This is a genomic window from Hymenobacter pini, from assembly GCF_020421205.1.
GTDB lineage: Bacteria > Bacteroidota > Bacteroidia > Cytophagales > Hymenobacteraceae > Hymenobacter > Hymenobacter pini.
In genome coordinates, this window is the sequence record NZ_JAIZZH010000001.1 from 506,497 (window position 1) to 527,558 (window position 21,062).

13 protein-coding genes are annotated in these 21,062 nt (G+C 55.3%); 12 read left to right on the top strand and 1 reads right to left on the bottom strand.

The genetic code is table 11. The features are described from left to right. Window positions 1–155: 155 nt before the first annotated feature. Window positions 156–1,361: an ADP-forming succinate--CoA ligase subunit beta gene (gene sucC / locus LF252_RS02335; protein WP_226267001.1), complete on the bottom strand. Its 1,206-nt coding sequence runs from the start codon at window positions 1,359–1,361 to the stop codon at window positions 156–158. Window positions 1,362–1,630: 269 nt separating this feature from the next. Here sucC and LF252_RS02340 point away from each other — a divergent pair, with 269 nt between their 5' ends. From LF252_RS02340 to LF252_RS02395, 12 genes are all read left to right on the top strand, one after another. Continuing rightward, on the top strand, window positions 1,631–2,287 hold the full coding sequence (locus tag LF252_RS02340; protein ID WP_110979954.1) for an ABC transporter ATP-binding protein: 657 nt from the start codon (window positions 1,631–1,633) through the stop codon (window positions 2,285–2,287). Window positions 2,288–2,658: 371 nt separating this feature from the next. Further along, the gene (locus LF252_RS02345) at window positions 2,659–3,459 is read left to right on the top strand and encodes a hypothetical protein (protein WP_226267003.1); all 801 of its coding nucleotides are present in this window, start codon (window positions 2,659–2,661) and stop codon (window positions 3,457–3,459) included. 96 nt (window positions 3,460–3,555) lie between these two features. Continuing rightward, on the top strand, window positions 3,556–5,481 hold the full coding sequence (locus LF252_RS02350) for a RecQ family ATP-dependent DNA helicase (protein ID WP_226267006.1): 1,926 nt from the start codon (window positions 3,556–3,558) through the stop codon (window positions 5,479–5,481). 27 nt (window positions 5,482–5,508) lie between these two features. Next, on the top strand, window positions 5,509–6,342 hold the full coding sequence (gene murI / locus LF252_RS02355; protein WP_226267008.1) for a glutamate racemase: 834 nt from the start codon (window positions 5,509–5,511) through the stop codon (window positions 6,340–6,342). Window positions 6,343–6,659: 317 nt separating this feature from the next. After that, complete coding sequence (locus LF252_RS02360) at window positions 6,660–7,286, top strand: curli production assembly/transport protein CsgE (RefSeq protein WP_226267010.1); 627 nt, start codon at window positions 6,660–6,662, stop codon at window positions 7,284–7,286. 30 nt (window positions 7,287–7,316) lie between these two features. Then, window positions 7,317–7,739, top strand: a complete 423-nt coding sequence (locus tag LF252_RS02365) for a curli production assembly/transport component CsgF (protein ID WP_226267012.1) — start codon at window positions 7,317–7,319, stop codon at window positions 7,737–7,739. Between the two features lie 63 nt (window positions 7,740–7,802). Then, the gene (locus tag LF252_RS02370) at window positions 7,803–9,185 is read left to right on the top strand and encodes a CsgG/HfaB family protein (protein WP_226267014.1); all 1,383 of its coding nucleotides are present in this window, start codon (window positions 7,803–7,805) and stop codon (window positions 9,183–9,185) included. 236 nt (window positions 9,186–9,421) lie between these two features. After that, window positions 9,422–10,063, top strand: a complete 642-nt coding sequence (locus LF252_RS02375) for a hypothetical protein (RefSeq protein WP_226267016.1) — start codon at window positions 9,422–9,424, stop codon at window positions 10,061–10,063. 128 nt (window positions 10,064–10,191) lie between these two features. Beyond that, window positions 10,192–10,794: a hypothetical protein gene (locus LF252_RS02380; protein ID WP_226267018.1), complete on the top strand. Its 603-nt coding sequence runs from the start codon at window positions 10,192–10,194 to the stop codon at window positions 10,792–10,794. A gap of 261 nt (window positions 10,795–11,055) precedes the next feature. Continuing rightward, on the top strand, window positions 11,056–12,588 hold the full coding sequence (locus tag LF252_RS02385; RefSeq protein WP_226267020.1) for a carboxypeptidase-like regulatory domain-containing protein: 1,533 nt from the start codon (window positions 11,056–11,058) through the stop codon (window positions 12,586–12,588). Window positions 12,589–13,196: 608 nt separating this feature from the next. After that, entirely contained in the window at window positions 13,197–16,475 is a 3,279-nt protein-coding gene (locus LF252_RS02390) for a T9SS type A sorting domain-containing protein (RefSeq protein ID WP_226267022.1), read from the top strand. Between the two features lie 1,289 nt (window positions 16,476–17,764). Continuing rightward, window positions 17,765–21,025 carry a choice-of-anchor D domain-containing protein gene (locus LF252_RS02395; protein WP_226267024.1) on the top strand — a complete coding sequence of 1,087 codons (3,261 nt, stop codon included), beginning with the start codon at window positions 17,765–17,767 and terminating at the stop codon, window positions 21,023–21,025. Window positions 21,026–21,062: the final 37 nt, after the last annotated feature.

Genomic DNA, 21,062 nt, shown 5'->3' on the forward strand with positions numbered 1-21,062 from the left:
CAGCAACAAAAGCGTAAACGGTTTGCAATGCATAGCTCCAGGTAAGTGAACTGCTTTCAACGGAGACTACCGCTCTGAGGTTGAGGCCTAAATTAACAAAAAGCCCGTCCGGATAATCAGACGGGCTTTTTATAAACAGTCGAAGTTCGGATAGCTTAGGAGATTCCTTGCTCAGCCAGTACTTCTTTCACTTTCTGGGCGGCATCTTTCAGCAACACAGCCGAGTACACTTTCAGGCCGCTCTCATCAATGATGCGGGCGCCTTCCTCGGCGTTGGTGCCCTGCAGACGCACAATGATGGGCACTTTGATGTCGCCGATGTTCTTGTAGGCTTCTACCACACCGTTGGCAACCCGGTCGCAGCGCACGATGCCCCCGAAGATGTTGATGAGGATGGCTTTCACGTTCGGATCCTTCAGGATGATGCGGAAGCCAGCTTCTACGGTCTGGGCGTTGGCTCCACCCCCTACGTCGAGGAAGTTGGCCGGCTCACCGCCGCTCAGCTTGATGATGTCCATGGTCGCCATGGCCAGACCAGCGCCATTCACCATGCAGCCCACGTTACCGTCGAGCTTCACGTAGTTCAGGTTCGAGGCCGAAGCTTCTACTTCCAGCGGATCTTCCTCGTTGGTGTCGCGCAACTCCACGAAATCCTTGTGGCGGTACAGGGCGTTTTCGTCGAGGGTTACTTTCGCGTCAACGGCCAGAATCTTGTCGTCCGAGGTTTTCAGAACGGGGTTGATTTCGAACATGGCCGAGTCGGTTTCGTCGTAGGCTTTGTACAGGGCCATTACGAACTTCACCATTTCCTTCTGTGCCGCGCCGGTCAGGCCCAGGTTGAAGGCAATTTTAGCAGCCTGGAAGGGGCGCAGGCCCACACGGGGGTCCACGTGCTCCTTATAGATTTTCTCGGGGTGGGCCTCGGCTACCTCCTCGATGTCCATGCCACCTTCGGTGGTGTAGATGATAACGTTCTTACCGGACGTACGGTCCAGTAGCACGCTCATGTAGAATTCTTTGGTTTCCGACTCGCCGGGGTAGTACACGTCCTGGGCTACCAGTACTTTGTGCACCTTGCGGCCTTCAGGGCCGGTTTGCTTGGTCACCAGCTGCATGCCGATGATCTGGCCGGCAATTTCTTTTACCTGCTCCAGATTTTTGGCGAGTTTCACCCCGCCCCCTTTGCCGCGGCCACCGGCATGAATCTGTGCCTTAATCACGTGCCAGCCGGTGCCAGTTTGCTCGGTCAGTTTTTTGGCAGCTTCCACGGCTTCCTCGGCCGTATCGGCCACGATGCCTTCCTGCACGCGCACACCGTAGCGCTTCAGAATGTCTTTGCCCTGATACTCGTGAATGTTCATAGAGTCAGTGAAGAGGGGTTTCGGGGTGGTTAACTAGGCGCGAAAGTAGGCAGTTTTCAGTTGCCAGTTGCCAGTTGCCGGTTACTGGGCCGAGGATTTTTCGTTTCCCGGCCCAATTCAGGCCTCAAACGATGCTGCCCTTACTCGGTGCGCCCGCGCCCTCCAGCCGGCCACCCGCACCCGTAACTGGTAACGGATAACCCGCTACGCCCTACTTTGCGTAGATTTGTTTTCAATCTTTCGGCTCCACTCCCTACACGAAGCTCGTTTTGCTGCAAGCCATCAACGTCCGCAAGAAATACAATACGCTGGAAGTCCTGAAAGGCATCGACCTCACGATTGAAAAATCGGAGATTGTGTCAATCGTAGGTTCCTCGGGGGCCGGCAAAAGCACCCTGCTACATATTCTGGGTACTCTGGATAATCCCGACTCGGGTGAAGTGCTCTTCGATGGTGAGTCGGTTAGCTCGCTAGGGCGCTCTGATCTGGCCCGCTTCCGAAACCGCCACATCGGCTTCATCTTCCAGTTTCATAACCTGCTGCCCGAGTTTACGGCCCTCGAAAACGTGTGCCTGCCGGCTTACCTGGCGGGCCGCTCAGAGAAAGAAACCCGCGTGCGGGCCCGCGAGTTGCTTGGCATGCTGAACCTAGAGCGCCGCGCCGACCACAAGCCCTCCGAAATGAGCGGGGGTGAGCAGCAGCGCACGGCCGTGGCCCGGGCCCTCATCAACTCCCCCGAAATCATCTTTGCCGACGAGCCCTCGGGCAACCTCGACTCCCAGAATGCCCAGGAGTTGCACCAGATCTTCTTCCTGCTGCGCAAGGAGCTGGGCCAGACGTTTGTCATCGTTACCCACAATGACCAACTGGCCGAAATGGCCGACCGCAAGATTACCATGAAGGATGGCAACATCTGGGAAGGGTAATTGGAACTATCTATAGTCGAGTTGCGTTTTTCTGAGTACCTGCCCCTTCGGGAGTAGGTACTTTTTTTGCGCAATGGTCGTGCGCCCGAACCGCCCCGGGCCACGTTGTAACCCGCTGCTTTGTGACCGGCACAGAGCAGCGGGTTTTCTGTTTTATCACCCTTTGTGCCGCCCTCACGTTAAGAATAGGGGTGGGTGAAAAGCTAAAAAACAGTCTTAGCTAAAATTTTTGGAAATATTATTTATAAGTATCTGTAAATCAAGGATAAAAATTATATAAAAACAGCTGAATTTTTGCACCTTTTCAGCGGGTGGTTCGTTATCTTCACGTAAACAAACACGGTATTACAGGACACTAAAGGAAAGACGCCATGAGCGAAGCAACGAAGACCACCAAAGAGCAGGTTCGCAAAACCAAAATCGAGAGCTACGACATCTCGCGCTCCGATGAAACGCTGCATCTGGCGACGGACCTTGCCAAATTCATTAAAGACAATAAGCTCAGCACCACGGTGCAGGGTAAAGAATTTGTAAACGTTGAGGGCTGGCAGTACGCCGGTTCACGCCTGGGCATTGTGCCTATTGTGGACCACGTTATTAACGTCAGCAACGAGCAGGAAATTAAGTACCAGGCCAAGGTGACGCTGTTTGATATGCGCAGCGGCCACACGGTAGGGGCGGGCTTCGCCATCTGCTCCAATAAAGAGCAGGGCAAGAAGTTCTACCAGGAATTTGCCATCATGAGCATGGCCCAGACGCGGGCCATTGGCAAAGCCTATCGGAACATCCTGGCTTGGATTATCCGCGCTGCTGGTTACGAGCCCACTCCGGCCGAGGAAATGGAATACGGCGGCAACACGCCGGCCGCTCAGCAGCCTGCCATGGCCGCTGTGCCCGCCGCCCCGGTGACAGTAGCCGCCGAGGCTCCGGCCCCTATGAAAGCCGTAGCTGCTGAGCCTGCTGCCGCTGAGGCTGCTGCTCCGGCTTACGCTTCGGCCTCCCAGAAGGAGGAAATCATCCGGCTGCTAAACCATCCGGTGATTACCCGCCCTGAGAAAACGAAGATGCTGCTCAACATCAACCGTCTGGACGAAGAGCGGGCCACTCAGGCCATTGCCAAGCTCAAGAAAGCCATTGACGACCGTGAAAACGGTGCTGCTGCTGCGGCTTAACCCGCCCCAGTTGCAAAAGCGCAAAGCCCGCTGCCATTAGGTAGCGGGCTTTTTCATGGCGTATTGCGGCGGTCCAGCCGTACTTTTGCCGGCACTATGACCGATCAGCCCACCGACGATATCCTGCACGTACTACGCCATACTTGGGGGCATACCCGGTTTCGGCCCTTACAGGAGGATATAATCCGTTCAGTGCTGGCTGGGCAGGATACGCTGGCGCTCTTGCCCACCGGTGGGGGCAAGAGCATCTGCTTTCAGGTGCCGGCATTGGCCCGCCCCGGACTGTGCGTGGTAGTGTCGCCGCTCATTGCCCTGATGAAGGACCAAGTGGAGAACCTGCGGAAGCGCGGCATCAAAGCCGAGGCCGTGTACGCCGGCATGAGCCACCAGGAAATTGATCAGACGCTGGATAACTGCGTGTACGGTCCCGTGAAGTTTCTGTATGTGAGCCCGGAGCGGCTGCAAACGGATATGTTTCGGGCCCGGGTAGTGAAGATGAAAGTGAGCCTGCTGGCCGTGGATGAGGCGCATTGCCTCTCCCAGTGGGGCTACGACTTTCGGCCGCCGTACCTACGCATCCGGGAGTTGCGGGAGTTGCTGCCGGGGGTGCCGTGTATTGCCCTCACTGCCACTGCCACCGAGGCCGTGCGGCTGGATATTGTGGAGAAGCTGCAGTTCAGCGCTTCGCACAGGGTATTTCAACAAAGCTTTGCCCGGCCCAATCTTTCGTATTCGGCGCTGGCTACTGAAGACAAGCTGCGGCGGCTGCTGGAAGTAGTAAAGGGGGTGGGGGCCGATAAAACGAGTATTGTATACGCCCGTACCCGCCGCCAGACGGAAGATACAGCCGCTTACCTGCAACAGCAGGGTATGGCGGCCGCGGCCTACCACGCCGGCCTGCCCGCCGAGCAGCGCAGCCGGGTGCAGCAGGACTGGATGCAAAACCGTACCCGCTGCATTGTGGCCACCAACGCCTTCGGTATGGGCATCGACAAGCCCGACGTGCGGCTGGTGGTGCACCTCGATGCCCCCGATAATCTGGAGGCGTATTACCAGGAGGCGGGCCGCGCCGGCCGCGACGAAAAATATGCCTTTGCCGTGGTGCTGCAGGGCCCTAATGATGCCGACGAGTTGCGCCGCCGCACCCAGCAGAGCTTCCCGCCTCTCGACACGGTGCGCCGCGTGTACCAAGCATTGGCCAACTTCTCGCGCACGGCCGTGGGGGGCGGTGAACTGGTAGCCTTCGACTTCGATATCCAGCAGTTTGCCGAAACGTACCGCATCAAGGCCTTGGATGCCCACAATAGCCTGCGTATGCTGGAGCGTGAAGGGTTTGTGCAGTTGAACGAAGCCGTGAACAATCCTGCCCGGGTGCACATCCCCATTGACCATACCGACTTGTATCGGTTTCAGGTAGCCAATGCCCAGCACGATAAGCTGATCAAAAGCCTGCTACGGTTCCATGGTGGCGAATTATTCGTTGGTTTTCAGCGCATTTCAGAGAACAGCCTGGCCCAGCACCTACGGCTGAGCGTGGTGGAGCTGCGCCGGATGCTGCTCTTTCTGCACCGCTCCGGCATCATCCAGTTCCAGCCCCGCCATGAGTCGCCGCAGGCCCTGTTTACCACCCCCCGCTACGATGCTGATAAATTGCCCCTGGAGCAGAAGCGCCTACTCCAGCAGCGCGACCTAGCCCTGCAAAAAACCGAAGCAGTAATCCGGTACGCGGCCGGGGGGCGCTGCCGCCAACAGCTGCTACTGGAATATTTCGGAGAGCTGGACGCGCCCGCCTGCGGGGTGTGCGACTGGTGCCTGGCTAAAAAGAAAGCCCAACAGGCAGCTACCCCAGCGCCCGAGTTGCGGGCGCAACTACTCACGCTGGTGCAAACTTTCTCCCAAACGCCCCGGCAGGTACTTGCACAGTTTGCCCCCGGTCAAGCCGCCACCGTCACCGAGCTATTACGAGAGCTGGTGGAGCTTGGTCAGTTGCGCTACGCCGAGGATGGGCGGCTAGTGGCTTAGTTCGTTCTCTTGTACCTTAGGCCCGTAATGGCATCAACATCATCCTCTGACCTGACGACGCGCCCCATTGGCGTTTTTGATAGTGGTATTGGCGGCCTCACGGTGGCGCGGGCCGTTAACCGGGTACTACCCCACGAGCGGCTGGTGTACTTCGGCGACACGGCCCACTTGCCTTACGGTGATAAAAGCACGGCCGCTATCCAGGCCTACAGCGTTAAGATATGCGACGTGCTGCTGCGGCAGCAGTGCAAAGTCATTCTGATTGCCTGCAACTCGGCCTCCGCGGCGGCCTACGAACTGGTGCGCGAGTACGTGGGTTCAAAAGCACGGGTACTCAACGTTATCGACCCCATTGTGGCGCACGTAGGGCAGCAATACGCCGGGCGCACCGTGGGTCTCATCGGCACGAAGCAGACGGTGAACAGCAACGTGTACCGTAAGAAAATTGATGACCTAGATGCCGGAGTAGAGTTGCGCAGCCTGGCCACGCCGCTGCTGGCCCCTATGATTGAGGAAGGCTTCTTCGACAATAGCATTGCTGGCAACGTCATCGAATCTTACTTATCTAACCCGGCGTTGAATGATATTGAGGCCTTGGTGCTAGCCTGTACGCACTACCCGCTCATCAAAAAGCAGATTGCGGAATTCTACCAGGGTCGTACTGCTGTGCTGGATGCCTCGGATGTAGTAGCCGACCATGTGCGTCGCTATCTGCAGCAGCATCAGTTATTGGCTGCGCCCACAGCCTCATTACCCGCTCACCACTTCTACGTGTCCGATTTCACCCGCTCGTTTGAGGAAAGCACGCGCATCTTCTTTGAGCAGGAAGTGCATTTGGAGCACTATCCGCTGTGGGAATAGGATAGTAGAAGATATTCTGGCTGAGTCTGACGGCTGGCCGGTATGCTATTTCCCAAAGTCCTCATGCCAACAGTAAGGCTCTTGTCAAGGCTGTATTACTGCCCGTATGAAGATTCTCTTAGTGTATGTGGTGTCGGTATTATTCAGTTTAAAATAAAATTGATACAAATATTTCCGATTGTTTACTTGCACTATTCTTTCAAATAATTACATTTATGCCGTTAAACTGTTAGGAGGCAAAGCCTACAGTACTTCAGCTTCTTTTTCAACTGGTACGCCAGCCTCACATTTTGGGGCTGCTGACTTCGTATTGCCTTATGCGTCCATCCTCCAAGCAAAATTCTGCCAAGAAACCCTCGCCGCGCCCGGTGCTGTGGTGGCGGCCGTGGGTATGGGGCCTGAGTTCGGTGCTATTCTTTCTAATAATGCCGCCGGAGGCCTGGGCGCAGGCTGAGCGCAAACGGCCCGCTCGGGCCAACGAAAATGGCAAAGCAGTTCAGGTTCCCGCCCGCGAAGCCACGGCCGCTCCGCTGTCGGCCAAGAAGCTGGAAGAAGCCCTGCAACTGCTGTTGCGCGCGGACTCGGCCCGCACTCAGTCCGGGGGAGGCCGTGGCCCCGAATCGAGCGGGCTGGTCGTTGATCAGACGATTACCAAAATCGGGCATGATTTCTACGATGTCTTTTACGCACAGTGGGAGCCACCCACTGGCCTGCAGGATTTTACCATTGTCATATCTGAGCGGCCGGCCAGGGGCAACAGCGCCATAGTGGCCGTGTCGGTGAATGACACGGAGTTGCTGGAAATGCCGTTGCAGCCCAAATATGAGTTGATTGAGGAAGCTGCTGGCCAGGCCATTTATGCGGCCTACGCCCTGCTGCAGGAACAGCAAAATGTGAGCCGCCAGCTGGAACGAGGAGAGCTGCGCGGGCTGGAAACCTACTAACCACCATTCTCACCTTCATTTCAAATAGCTATGAAACTGTTGTTTACTGTACTCATAGGAATTGTAGCTGGCCTGATGAGCCACACCGCGCAGGCCCAGGATTTTGTGTATGAGCCTAAGAATCCGGCTTTTGGGGGCGGCAATAGCTTCAACTATGCCTGGCTGCTAAGTGCCGCTACCGCCCAGAATACCCAGGAGGACCCCGCCCGTTCCGCTCAGAATACAACGGACCCGCTGAGTGATTTTTCCAACAACCTGAATCGTCAGATTTTATCTCAGCTTACCAACCGTTTCATCTCTTCCCAGTTTGGGGATGGCCCGGTGCGGGAAGGCAGCTATACTATCGGAGCCTATCAGATTCAGGTAACTCCCGGACCAAATGGAGTGGCTATTCAAGTAACGGATACTAGCACCGGCAACCAGACTACCGTCACAGTGCCCAATGTGCCCTAGGTGGGCATTGCCGAGTCTGCCTTCGCTTGTACCTGTTCGTTTCCCGCGTTTTCCCTTTCCACTATGGTTTCCCGTTTCAAATTCGCCGTCTCGCTGCTATGTGGTGGGTTGCTGGCGCTGGCTGGTTGTGCCCCGTACTTTCATCAGCCATTCACTACTGAGCGGGCCCGTTTAGGAGCAGAAGTGAGAGGGGGGCAGGAGTTGCGGACCCTGCCGCAGCCCCGGGAGCGGGTGGTAGTAGCCGTCTACAAGTTCCGGGACCAGACGGGGCAGTACAAGCCCACGCTGAATGGCTCCAGCTTTTCCACCGCCGTAACGCAGGGCGCCACCAGCATCTTGCTGCGCGCTCTGGAAGAGTCGCAGTGGTTTGAGCCGATTGAGCGGGAAAACCTGAGCAATCTATTGAATGAGCGCAAAATCATTCGCTCCACTCGGGCTGAGTACAGTGAGCAAACCGGCCAGCGGCAGCCTCCGTTACCGCCACTGCTGTTTGCGGGCATTATTCTGGAGGGTGGTATCATCTCCTATGATGCCAACATGCTAACGGGCGGAGCCGGACTCCGGTATTTCGGTGCGGGAGCCTCGGGCCAATACCGGCAGGATCGGGTGACGGTGTACCTGCGGGCCATCAGCACCAGCAACGGGCGAATCCTCAAAACGGTGTACACGTCCAAAACCATCCTGTCGCAGCAGGTGGATGCCAGCCTGTTCCGGTTTGTGAATTTCAAGCGGCTGCTGGAAACAGAAACCGGCTTCACCTATAATGAGCCCAGCGAGCTGGCGGTGAAAGAGGCCATTGAGAAATCGGTGCAGGCCCTGATTTACGAAGGGATGCAGGGAGGGCTATGGACCCCGGCCAACGCGGCCGATATGAAAGGCACTGCCATGCAGGCCTACCAGCAGGAAAAACAAAGCAACCAGCAGATTGACGTACTCGGCCGCACGGTTATCGACCGCCCGAATGCTTGGTCGGTAGGCGTATCGGGTGCGGTTCAGCAATATTCCGGCGACTATGGCCACTCCCTACTTCGGCCCGGCGGCGAGTTATCGGTGCGCTACCAGTGGGGGCAGGGGCGCTGGAATACGTTTATAAATGTCGGCGGCGGTCAGCTGGCCGCCCGCCGATTCTTCCAGGGTACCATCGGGTACGCCGAAACCGGCTTGCAGCTGCGCATCCTCCCGCATGATAAATGGACGCCCTACCTGCTGGCGGGCGCGGGCGTAACGGCCCGGAGCACCTCCGGTATTTCCGGCTTCTCGGGCAGCTTGCCCCACGTAGTGGCCGGAGGGGGGCTGGAATACCAGGTTTCCCGCCGCTTTGCGCTGAACCTAGGAGTTGATAATCACCTGTTCCTGTCCGATAAACTGGATGAGCGGGCCACTGGCAGCTACAACGACTTCTACTGGTCGGGGCGTGGAGGCCTGATTTTTTACCTCGGCCGGTGAAGGTGTTGACATTAGAAATGTAATGATAATCAGCCTGTTGGCTTGTAGGCTATCTGTGTTTTGAACAAGTATAACTATTTCAAAAAAAAATTTAACAATTTTTGTTAGTAAACACTTGACTTGTAAATATTCTCACTTATATTTGTACTGTTCTTCCGGAGAGAGCAAATAAATAGAGGTTTAGTTAAGTAAAAATTCCCCATCATTCCTTCTCACATTTTCATTCCCCAAACCCCATGAAAAAGGTATTCGTTTTCGCTGCATTCGTTTTTGCTGCTGGTGCTGCTCAGGCTCAGGTTCCCAGCGCTCTGTTGACGCCCAATGGTACGGCCAATAGCGGCATCTCAATGTCGGGTCCCAGCGCTTCGCCCTCTGCCCTCACCACCACCCGCCTAATTTCCGACAACGACTCCTATGTACGTCAGGTAGGTGATGGTAACTACGGCAGTGTGCGTCAGGTTGGCCAGATTCACTCGGCTGACCTGCTGCAAACCGGCGACGGCAACGACGGCTGGCAGGAGCAGAAAGGCCAAGGCAACGCCGTAGGTGTTCGCAACCGCGCTTTTACAGCTACCACCGGTGACAACAACGTATCGGCCCAGAAGCAGGAAGGCGACTACAACCGCGCCGAAATCATGCAGGATGGTGACCGTAACTACGCCATTCAGCACCAGGTTGGTGACAATAACCAGGCCCGCATCGACCAAGACAGTGACCGTAACTACGCTATCCAGACGCAAACCGGCGACGGTAACTTTGCCGATACCTACCAGGGTGGCAGCGGTGTAGTAGGAGCGGGTACCCTCGGGTCGCAGTGGAGCGCCACCATCCAGCAAGGTGACAGCAACGCTGCTATTGTGCACCAAGACCACAACTAGTCTGTCTGCGTACTAGCAGAAGCTACCAGCGCCTGCCGGATTTCCTCCCCTGAATGGGCTGTGGGAAATCCGGCATGGCCGCATAGTAGCCAGCATGTGGTAAGTTTCATCTGTTTTAATGTACAGGTATGAGCAGGCTCTTTAGGATACGACACGCATTGTCGGCGCTGCTAGTGCTATTGGTTTCCGCGGCCTATGGGCAGCAGCTGGCCAGTATTACCAGCGAGGCGGCTACCGCTGAGCAGCGCCTGGCCGAAACAATCGGGGTTGAGCGGCTGCCCGTTGGTCCGCCCAGTAGCCTTACTGACACCCGCAACCTGGCGATACTACTGCAGAACGGCGACGACAACCGGGCAACGGCCACGCAGTACAATACTGGCGGGGCAGTCAACCAAGCCTACATTGTGCAGGTTGGCAACTACAACCTAGCCGATGTGACTCAGGAGGGCCGGGGCAACACGGCAACGGTGTCGCAGGACGGTAACCGCAACCAAGCCCGCCTCACCGTGGATGGCAACGATAATACTATTGCCATTACGCAGGACGGTAACCGCAATGTTGTCCAGGGTACAGTAGAAGCGGATTCCCGCCGTTACCAGATTGCGCAATACGGCAACAACAATACCCTCACGCAGTTGGAAAATTCGGCTGCCTCCCCGCAAGGTTATTCCATTGAAATGCGGGGGCAGGGTATTCGCCTGAGCGTAGAGCAAGGCAAAGTCAGCCCCTGATTTTCGCTACTGTTCCCAAACAGGGTTGAAAGCCCCCGCAACTTTCGGTGTTGCGGGGGCTTTTTGCTACTCCCGGCTAATAGAGGCCAAATTTTTCTGAAAGAAGAGTTGAATTATTTGTACTAATTCATTTTATTTGTGTAATATTCTACGTGAATTTCAGTGCCCCATGTGCTTATTCTTCTTCTTTTGAGCTTGTTTACAACTGCAAGACAATTGTACCGGCATCACCCACTTTCCCACCTTCTCCCTGGTATGTTTATGATGTGTTTCGCCCGCGCCGCCAGCTGGCTGCGTACTGTATTTCTAGTCATCATGACGACGGTTATGACGGCTTGTGAAGAGAATAACGTGGATCCGGTAGTGTATGGGCAGGTAGAGGGAGTTGTATCGGATGCGCGAACCGGGTTGCCGCTGGCCAATGCTTCCATCAGCACGGCCCCGGCTACGGGCGTATTCGTAACAGATGCCCAAGGGAAATTCCGGATTGAACAGGCTCCTGAAGGTAAGTTGGCCCTCACGGTAAAGCGAGCAGATTACCGGCAGGAAATAGCCACTATTACGGTCATGGCGGAGCAGCTCAGTACCGTTAGCGTGTTACTGGATAAAACGACCGGGGCTTCTACCTTGCAGGCCCCGCTGCTGGTAGCACCCACCGACAAGGCCACCAACCAGGCCACTATGTTACGCCTGAGCTGGCGGCCGCCTACGGGCACAACCCGCAGTGATTCGCTGCGCTATGATGTGGTGCTGTACGAGAGCAACTCCTCTGACCGTCGGCAACTCCTCACCAACTCTCGGGACACAACTGTTCAGGTAAGCGGGCTTCGCTTCTCAACCACCTACTTCTGGCAGGTGAGTGTACGCAATGCCTCAAGCCAGACGGCCAGGGGGGATATCTGGAGCTTTCAGACACGGGCGGTACCGGATAACCGGTTTCTGTTTGCCCGCACCGAGAACGGTAATACAGACATTTATTCGGCCGACGAAAGCGGCACCAACCTGCTCCGCCTGACTACCTCTCCCTTCATTGAAAGTGCCCCGCAGCTAAGCCCGAACCGGGACCGGATAGCGTACACCTCCAACGCTACCGGGCAGTTCCAGATTTATACCATGAATCGGGACGGCTCCGACCAGCGGCAGGTTACCTTGTTGCCGGTAGATGGGTATTTCAATACCGGTATTGGTTACCGGTGGTCACCAGATGGGGCCCAACTGATTTATAGCAGCTACAACAAACTGTACCGCATCAATCGGGACGGCACCGGCCTTACCCTGCTGGCCACCGCCCCGGCCGATCGGCATTTTCGGGAGTGCGACTGGACTGCCATCGGGAACCGTATTGTAGTGCAAACTGTGGGGGTAAGCGTGTACGATGCGGAACTATATCTGCTGAATGCCGATGGCACGGGTCTGACGCAGATAGTTGGAAACCTGCCAGGGCGGCTGGATTCGCCGTCCTTCAGCGTGGATGGCCGCCGGCTTCTATACACGCGCGACGTGGACGGGTTTAATGATGGCACCGGTCGCCAGCTTAATGCCCATATTTTCACGCAGAATCTCGACGGTACCGGAGTCGTTGATGTTTCATCGGGGCCGGCGGGGGTAGTAGGGGCCGGCAAGCCTTTAGGGTACAATGATATTCTGCCTCGCTACTCACCCGATGGCGCTAAAATCATCTTCGTGCAACAGAACAACGTCGCTCAGTCTGTACCGGAGGTGTACACCGTCGACTTGGACGGTCGGAACAGAACCCGGCTGTTTCAGAACGCAACGCTGCCCGAATGGAAGTAGATATATTTAATTATTCATATACTGATTTCTGCCCTGCTTAGCTCAATGCTAGGTGGGGTATTTTTTTTTGCAACTGTTACTAGAAACGAGAAATGGGGGAGGAACACTTAAGAAAGACTAATCACAAAAAATAAGAAATAGGAAAATCCGGTGTGCCGTAAAAATCAACAGTAGCTGCTCGTCTGGTTCTCAAAATGGAGGATTTCTTAATGTGTATTGAACTATCAGGTGTGGTAAGTACCTTTGTGTGTGAATGCAATAACTGAAAGCACGGTCCTCGTCTGAACATAATTTATAACAATAAAGATATTATGTTGAACAAAGATAGGATTGCACTACTAATTATAGATACTCTGGCACGGAATATGAGAAACGGGCGTTGCCAAAACATGTGACCAGGAAAAATTTAAATATTATGATTGCGTCTTGAAAAAATCCTCATCCTTTTTAATGGTTATCCGTAAACCCCGGCAGAACGGTCGGCGGCCATAAACCTGCTGACCTGCGCATAGACTCCTTTGTTTCAGAAACCTTTCTTCTTCACCATAATTATGAAAAAACCTTACAGTGCAGTTGACAAGCCACAGCGTTGGCTTCAACTCTTCGTAGTGTGGATCCTGCTCTTACTGCCGGGACTGGGCTATTCCCAGACTTTCGTGGAAGCAATGGGTTCTACTGCCACCGAAGGGCAGTCCGTAGACTCTTATGAGTCGAACCTGGGTTTCGATAATGATAACGAAAAAGGCTTTTCGTATCAGGCAACTGGCTCCCCGCTGCCAGTACTTTCCTTGGGTAACCCTAGCCCGGCTTCTGGTGGCCCCAATATTCTGTTTGCTCCTACTTCGGGTACAAACTCGATATTCTCTATTGCTTCCATCAGCACTGCCGGCTTTTCGTCAGCCTCACTGACGTTTCAACTGAATGCTCCTGCCGGGGCCTTCACTGGTACGGCGGTAACTGCCGGTAACCAGCGTTTCCGGGTGCAGCTGGGTATTGGCACAGTGTCCAATACCAATGGTAACGTTTCGTATTCGTATACAAACCTGCCTTTCACGTACGCTCCCGGTTCGGCGGGCGGCTGGGGTCTGGCTACCGTAACTCTGCCCAACAATGCTATTGGTAACCCCTACGTTGCTATTCGCTTCATCCGGGTTAACTCCACTAGCAACACAACCGGCGACTACCGGATTGACGATGTAACCCTTTCGGGCACAACAACGGGAGTAGTGACGGCCGCACCGACAAGCTTAGATTTTGGCGACGTGGCCGTTGGTACCAATAGCACTGCCCAAGTGATTCGGGTAGGTGGACAGGACCTGACGGGTAATGTATCGTTGACGGCTCCGGCCGGTTACCAAATCCGAGTGTTCGGATCCGGTGCATATGGTCAGTCCCTGACGCTGGCCGCCACGAATGGTATCGTGCCCAGCACCCGCATTCAGGTACGTTTTGTGCCAACTGCTGCTGGCACGACGGATGGGACGCTGGTAGTCAGCAGCCCTGGTGTGCCATCGGCGGAAGTGGATCTGACGGGCAACGGAACGGTACCCACACTGGCTGCTACTCCAACCTCATCTGACTTCGGGACCATCTTTGTGGGCCAGACATCTGCTGCCCAGAACATCACCATTTCGGGCACCAATGTAGTTAACAACGTAACGGTTACGGCTCCTACTGGGTTTGTAGTACGCCGTACCTCAGCAGATTCGTATGCGCAAGTGGTTGTATTGACGGCTGCGGAGGCAAACGCCGGTTTTACCCTGCAAGCTGCTTTCCAGCCTACTACGGCTGGCTCGTACTCTTCCGCTATTAGCATCACTACCCCCAATGCATCTGCCTCGGTAGCTGTTACGGGCCAAGCCGATCCTGTGCCTACCGGCCCGTTCATTCAAGTAAATCCCTCGGCGCTGGACTTTGGAACAGTATCGGCTACCGGCTCGGCTCAAACTCTGAGCTTCACCGTAAATGCCGGTAACCTGACGGCTCCGTTGGTGCTGACGGGTTCCAACAATAATATTGTGTTCCGCGACGCTTCCGCTGGGGGCAGCTTCACGAACGGCCCCTTGACGATTACGCCCGTTAACGGTACCGTTGCTACCCGCACGATTGAAGTCCAGCTGACGGGCCCAATTGCCGGTGGTCCTTTCAATGGCAGTATTACGGCTTCGAGCACGGGGGCTACCAGCCAAGTGGTAACCATCACGGCGAACAGTACGGGTAATAACTCGGTAATCAACGCTTCGGGTACCCTTAACCAGTTCTCTACGGTTCCGGGTGTAGCCTCGGCAGTACAGTCATACACGCTGTCGGGCTCCAACCTGCTGCAGGATATCACGGTAACGGCTCCGCAATACTTCCAGGTATCATTGGATGCTAACTTTACGGGTATCACGACTACCGGCAACTCTCTCACGGTTGCCCGCAACTCGGGTTCTGACGTAACGGCAACGACGATTTATGTTCGTTTCCTGCCGCCTTCCGCGCTGACTACCTCTTCTCTGATTCTGAATACGAGCAGCCCCGCAGTGGCACAAGGTATTCCGGTAGCAGGAACCAGCGAGCCATCTGTTCAGATTATGAACGCCTTCCAGGAGGTACGCAACGTGGTGATTAATACGGTATCGGCTTCCCAGGCGCTAACGATTAACGCGCAACGCGTACTGCAGCCGGTAACCATTACCAAAAATCTGGCTACCAACCCGCTGAACCCCGGTAACACGCCCCAGTTCGAATTGTCAATTGACAATGTGAACTTCTCAAACTCTGTGGTCCTGACGCCTAACGCGACGACGTACACCATTAACCAGCCGATTTACGTGCGGTACAAGCCCACGTACCTTGGTACTGCTCAATCGGTGCTACAGTTCCAGAGCAATGACTTCGCCAATAAATCGGTTCAGTCTTTCGGCGCGAATGATCAACTGGCCGGTCGCTCGATTGACACGGAGCCTACGCAGCGGAGCACTGCTACAGTAGTGCGCAATGGATCTACTGCCACGGTTAGCTTTAACCTGCCGGCCAATTACGCTCAGCTGGGCTACGGTGAGGGTCGTCTGATTGTAGCTAGCACCAACCCCAGCCTGCCAGCCAACAGCCAACCTTCGGATGGCGTTTCGTATCAGACGGGTAACCAGACGTACGGTGCCGGACCTCAGATTGCTCCCGGTTACTACGCAGTATACTCAGGTGCTAACCAAACCGTAGTGATTGACGGTTTGGACTTGGCCACGACTTACTACTTCTACACCTTCGAATACAACAACATTGACAACAACTTCAATGTGAGCGTAATTGGGGCTGAAAACTACCTGTCGCCACCGGTGCCGAACACTATTCCGGGTATCATTGCTCCTTCGCCGCTGCCCGTAACGCTGGTGTCGTTCACGGCCAAGGCGAAAGGCAACCAGGTTGCTTTGAACTGGGTAACGGCTTCGGAACTGAACAACAAGCAGTTTGAAGTACAGCGCAGCCGTGACGGCCGCACCTTCGAAACCATTCTGGTGAAGGAAGGCAAAGGCACCACCTCGACTTCTAGCACGTACAATGAGTTCGACAAAAAGCCGCTGAATGGCCTGTCGTACTACCGCCTGAAGCAAGTGGACATTGATGGCAGCAGCAGCTTCAGCTCGGCGGTAACGGTGAACTTCCTCAACTCGGGCGAAGTAACGATGTACCCCAACCCGGTTGAAGACCTGCTGACCATTGACCTGGCTGGCTCAGCGTCAAACGTAACGGTTACCGTAACTGACATGACCGGCCGCGTTATCAGCACGCAGCAGCTAAGCGCAGATAGCAAACTGAATATGACGAGCCTGCAACCCGGTATCTACATGGTGACGGTTGGCTCGGGTGACGCGAAAGTGACCCGTCGCATCACAAAAAAATAGGGTAGCCGCTTAGAACGGCTTATCAGCAAAAAGCACCTCCTGCCCGCAGGAGGTGCTTTTTTTGTATGTAGTAATCTTAATCATTCGGTAATAAGGGCGTTTGTTTTTTCGAGAGAATGGATAGGAACTTTACAGGCAGTATTTTGCTCCTATTCTGTCTTTCTCACGCTTGCCTCCTAGTGCCCATGCAAAAGCTCTACAGTTTCACGCACCACCGGTTACCACACGCTGCTTATCTGAGGCGAATTTTGGTTTTGTTGTTGTGCCTCTGCCCAATAGTGGGATGGGGACAGGCGTCTTTACCTACGAGCCATAACGGCCCGTGGGCCTCTGGGCTACCAACGGGCTGGAGCCAGACAGGGCTTGGATCTGATTATACAACCAACCTCGGTACCAATTCAACCGGTGGATCAGCAAAATTTGACCATGCAGGAGATATCCTACTTATCAATATAGATGGCTCAGTCGGTAGCCTCACATATTACATAAAAGGTAATCCCGCTTCGGGTAGCGCAACCAGCGGGACTTTTCTGGTTGAGGAATCAGTAGATGGAAGCATCTTCACCACGCTACGTACCATCACCAACCAATCGACAACCACAGCGAATTATACTGAAACTCCTAGTAGTGCGAGCCGCTTTATTCGGTTTAACTATTCTGCTAGAAGCAGTGGCAATATTCAACTAGATCAAGTAGCTCTAACAACTGCCGTTGGTGCTCCTACTCTTACCCCAAGTCCTTCCAGCCTAACAGGCTTTACATACGTAGCAGGCAGTTCTTCATCTCCGTCCAAGAGCTTCAGCCTCACTGGGAGCAATCTTACTGCTAATGCTGCTGTTACCATCACCGGTTCTACTAACTATGAGGTGTCACTGGACAATAGTACGTTTGGTGGAACAGCATCTATTGCCAACACTGCAGGCGGTACTTTAGCTGCTACCACAGTATACGTGCGGCTGAAAACTGGTCTTGCAGCCGGTACTTATAACAACGAGACAATTTCTATCACCGGAGGTGGTACTAGCTCTGCTAAAACGGTTACCGTAAGCGGCTCAGTAACCGCAGCGCCAACACTGGCAGTGACACCAGGCAGCTTATCGGGGTTCAGTACCACGGCAGGAGCACCTTCGGCAAGTCAAACGTATCTGCTCAAAGGAACCAATCTGACGGGTAGCATAACGGTAACTGCGCCGGGCGGCTACGAAGTAGCACAAGGAACGACTACTACTCCGGGTAGCTTCGCGACTACGCAAACTGTATCTGCAAGTAACGCCAATGCTGGGCGTACAGTGTACGTCCGCTTGGCGGGGAGTGCTACGGCCGGCCAGTACGGTACGTCTGCTTCTCCGCTACAAGTTACCAACGCCTCCAGCGAAGTAACGACGCAGATAGTTACGGTGGATGGCACGGTAGCAGCCCAAACACCCGCCATTAGTGCTTCTGCTACTACCCTTACCGGGTTTGCTACGCAGGTGGGTACAGCCTCGGCCAACCAGTCCTACACACTCACGCCTACGGCTCTGTCGGGGCCTATTACGGTTACGGCACCAGTAGGGTACGCGGTGTCTCTGACCGCGGGTGGAACATTCACCAGTAGCGTGGAGGCGCCGGCCACAGGTACCAGCACTATATACGTACGGCTGACGGGTACTACTGCGGGTACGTTCAGCGGTACCATCACGAACGTTTCCGGTAGCGCCTCGCAGAACGTAACGGTAAGCGGCGAAGTTACACCGGTACCGGTAGCTGGGCAGGTGGTTATCAGCCAAGTGTACGGTGGCGGCGGCAATAGCAATGCACCTTTCAATGCCGATTTTATCGAGCTGCACAACGTAACAGGTAGTCCGGTATCCATCAGCGGCTGGTCGGTGCAATACACTAGTGGGTCAGGCAGCACGTGGTCAGTCCAAGCTGTTCCGGCCAATACTACGCTGGCGGCCGGGGCTTACTACTTGGTGCGCGCAAGCAGCGCGGGCTCGAACGGCAATGCTCTGCCTACTCCCGACCTGACGGCCAGCTTCAACATGAGCAACAGTGCAGGTAAGGTGGCATTAGTGGGTAACAGCACGGCCTTGACCAGCGGCTGCCCGGCCAGCGGCGTATTGGATTTCGTGGGGTATGGCACCACGGCTACCTGCAGCGAGGGTAGCGGCCCTACCGCCGACCTGGGCAACACAACGGCGGCCCTCCGCCAAAACGGGGGCTGTCTGGATACCGACGACAACGCCGCCGACTTCCAGGTAACTACTCCTAATCCGCGCAACACGTCATCGGCCGCCAATACGTGCGCGCCGGCGCCCGAAATAAACGTGGTACAGGCGGGCACCAGCCTGGCAGTAGGTAGCACCGTGACGTTTAGCAATACCCCGGCGGGCTCAACTGTCAGCCTCACGCTGGATATTCAGAACCGGGGTACGGATGTTCTTACCCTTGCCGGTACTCCTATTGTGGAAGTATCGGGTGCCAATGCCGCCGATTTTACTGTGAACCAGCCGACAGCAACAACCGTAGCGGTAGGCAGCACGGTGCAATTTACCATATCATTTACGCCAGCAGCGGTGGGGGCACGCACTGCCACCATTAGTATTGCTAACAACGACGCCGATGAAAATCCTTATACGCTGACGCTGAAAGGCTCGGCTACGGCTTCTCTGGCTTCCACGGCTACCGGCATGCTTATGCTGGAGGAAAATTTTAATTATCCCATTGGAGACAACCTGCAAGCACATGGCTGGACGGTACATAGTCCCGGAACCAATGCTGTAACCATTCTCAACGGTAATAACGCCTTGAGTGGCTACCCCCTTAGCCTTGTAGATACCACCGCAACACGGCGGGCTAAGCTGGTACAAAGCGGTGACGATTTAAATAAGAAGTTCATGGTGCCGTCAGCCGCTACTACGCTGTATGCCGCTGCTACCGTGCGGGTGTCAGCAGCCGGTAATGGCGACTACTTCCTGCATTTCTTCGACGCCGATAACACGGCCACCAGTATTCTTCGCGGGCGGGTGTTTGTGCGAGCCGCCACTGCGGGCTTTCAAATGGGGCTGTCAGTAAGTAGTACGGCTACATATGCCAACCAAGTATTTGACCTGAACAAAACCTATCTGCTGGTACTGAAATACGAAGTTGTGGCTAGTGGTGATATTGTCACGCTGCATATGCTGCCTGCTGCTTCGGCTGCGGAGCCCGTTTCTGGTTTGATTTCCGTAACGGGCACCGATACGTACACCGCACTAAATGCCGTTGCTCTGCGACAGGGTAACAGCAGTGCTCCTACCATTACCGTAGATGGCGTGCGGGTAGCTACCGGTTGGGGGGCAGCCGTGGGGCAGATAAGCTTCAGCGCTCCGGGAGCTTCCATTGCGGGTGGAACCTATCATAGCCTGACGCTGCAAAACAACGATGTACTGACACCCCTTGGTGCTGTTTTGCTGGAAGGCCCCCTGACACTCTCCAGCGGCCTCATCAATACGGACGCTACCAACTCGCTCACCTTGGGTCCGAATGCTACTGTAAGCTCATCCTCAACGCCGAATAGCTACGTGAACGGTCCGCTCAAGCGCATACTAACTCCGGTAGCCACGCCAACTACTTTTGTATTTCCCGTTGGTAAGGCCGGCAAATACCGCCCGGCGGCGTTATCGGTAGCTTCCCAGACCAGCACCACGGTTTACACGGCGGAACTGTTCAACCAGTCGGCCCGCACGTCGGCAGTAACGGCCCCACTCACCCGTGTTTCGTCTTTCCGCTACCTGACCATTACGCCCGATGCCCAGCCCGTGAACTTCAGCGGTACCATTACGCTGAGCTTTGATGTGGAGGACCAGGTAAATGACCCCGCCGCTGCCAGTCTGGTAATTGCCAAGCGGAGCACCGCTGCTGATCCTTGGGTGAGTATTGGGCACACTGCCCAGAATGGCACGGCTAATAATGGGGCCTTTGTAGCAGGCTCCATCACCTCGGATGTATTCGCTTCCTTCAGCGACTTTGCCCTGGCCAGTACCGACGCCAGCTTGGCTGTAAACCCGCTGCCCGTTACGCTGGTCGCCTTTGATGCCGTGGCCGCTTACCCGCACGTACGCCTATCGTGGCGCACGGCCGCAGAGCAAAACAACGCCGGTTTTGAAGTCCAGCGCAGCTTGGATGGAAAGCAGTTCCAGACAGTAGGAAAAGTAGATGGCCGGGGCACTACCACCCAAGGCCAGCAGTACGCTTTTCTGGATACCAACGTACCCATCAGTACTGTGTACTACCGCCTGCGCCAGCTGGATGCCGACGGAAAATCCTCGTACTCCACCGTGCGGGTAATGAGCCGGAGCTCCGAAATCAGCCTATACCCGAACCCGGCGCACAACGAGCTGACGCTACAATTGCCAGCGGCAGTGACGGGTACTTATCAGGTCATGAACTCGCTGGGCCAGGTAGTGCTGCAAGGCAACGCGCAAGGAGCCACTTCGGTGCAGGTTGCCAAATTGCCCGCCGGCGTGTACCAAGTGTTAGTAACAATACCAGCCGGTCGGTCGGCGCACAAGTTCATCAAGGAATAGCCGTACAGAAACCACATGAAAGCGGCTGCTCGGTAAC